This is a genomic window from Bradyrhizobium guangdongense (assembly GCF_006483445.1).
Taxonomy (GTDB): Bacteria; Pseudomonadota; Alphaproteobacteria; order Rhizobiales; family Xanthobacteraceae; genus Bradyrhizobium; species Bradyrhizobium guangdongense_A.
Genome location: NZ_PPPT01000313.1, coordinates 1 through 1,286, shown reverse-complemented (window position 1 = coordinate 1,286; position 1,286 = coordinate 1). Strand labels below are relative to the sequence as shown.

Below are 1,286 nucleotides of genomic sequence, written 5' to 3'. Positions count from 1 at the left end.
ATGTCGAGAAGCAACCGTGGGTCGGCCAACCTGGCGGGAAGAACGAGCCGCCGCCAGGCGCGCCACAAACGAGACCTTGGGTGCCGATCCCACCAGGGGCAGCTCCATAAAGAAATGCATTCAACATTGAAGCCTCCACGTCCCTATGAATTTGTCCGATATCCACTTTGGTCGTCGGCCGCACCGACAAGCGCACGCGGCCGGCGGCAGGATCAAGATTCACCGTCTCGACAATCGCCTCATCAGGTTTCGGAATTTCGGCGTAGTAGGTGCGACCCGCGTCGAGATAGATCCGACGCTTGCCCGACTGTGTCTCGGGCCCATAGCCGACGATCGGAATCGTAGGCTCATTCGCTGCACCCGGAACTGCACCCGGAACCGCACCCGGACGAAATGATGTGCTTTCGATGTGAGACGGAGGGTCAGGGTAATGGTCAACCATCAGACCACCTCCAATAAAAATCAATTTGTACGTGTAACGCGCCACAAATTGCATGGATACGCTTAAATTGCAATATAGACTGAATGAAGTTTTTGCGTGCCGCGCAGGTCGCGATCTGTTCGCGATCGCAATACCCAAAATCAATGCACCGCAGCACTACGCAGAGAAATCCTCAAACGCCGCAGGCGTGCGCTGAAACGAGATCGGACCGCTTCGCGCAAAACGAGCTTCGCCCATTGCTACTACCCGCGCGTCGCGAGCACAACCGCGGCGAGCGTGAACACCAGCGCCGCGATCTGCCCTGGCCCCAGCGGCTCGTGCAGGGCGATGGCCGAGGACACCACGCCGATGACGGGCACCGCCATGGTGCCGATCGCGGCGACCGAGGCCGGCAGGCGCGCCAGCGCTGCAAACCAGCTCACATAGGCGATGCAGAACTGCACGACGGTGGAATAGACCACGAGCACCCAGCCGACCGTCGTCATCCTGTCCAGATGCGTGGTCTCGATCAGCAGGCCCACCACCGCAACCGGCAGGCAGCCGGTGCCGATCTGCCAGGCCGCCGCCGTGATCGGCGGCAGATGGATCGGCAGCTTCTTCGACAAGACGGTGCCGACCGCAAAGCCGATCGAGCCCGCGAGTGCCATGATGATGCCCGGCAGCTTCTCCTCGCTCGCGGCAATCCCGTTGCCGCCCATGATGGCGGCGAGGCCGGCAAAGGCCATCACCAGCGCGATGGTGCGCAACAATGTCGGCCGCTCGCCGAGCACGGGCCAGGCGATGATCGAGGCCCACACCGGCATGGTGTAGGCGATCAGCGCCGCCTCGCTCGCCGGCAGCCACA

Annotated in this window: 2 protein-coding genes; both read right to left on the bottom strand. The window is 62.2% G+C overall.

Annotated elements, in window-relative coordinates:
- A partial coding sequence (locus C2U70_RS32360; protein ID WP_140982779.1) for a hypothetical protein occupies positions 1-496 on the bottom strand: 496 nt, incomplete at its 3' end.
- A gap of 188 nt (positions 497-684) precedes the next feature.
- Positions 685-1,286: DMT family transporter (locus C2U70_RS32355; protein WP_140982776.1), on the bottom strand; the 602-nt coding region annotated here is incomplete at its 5' end.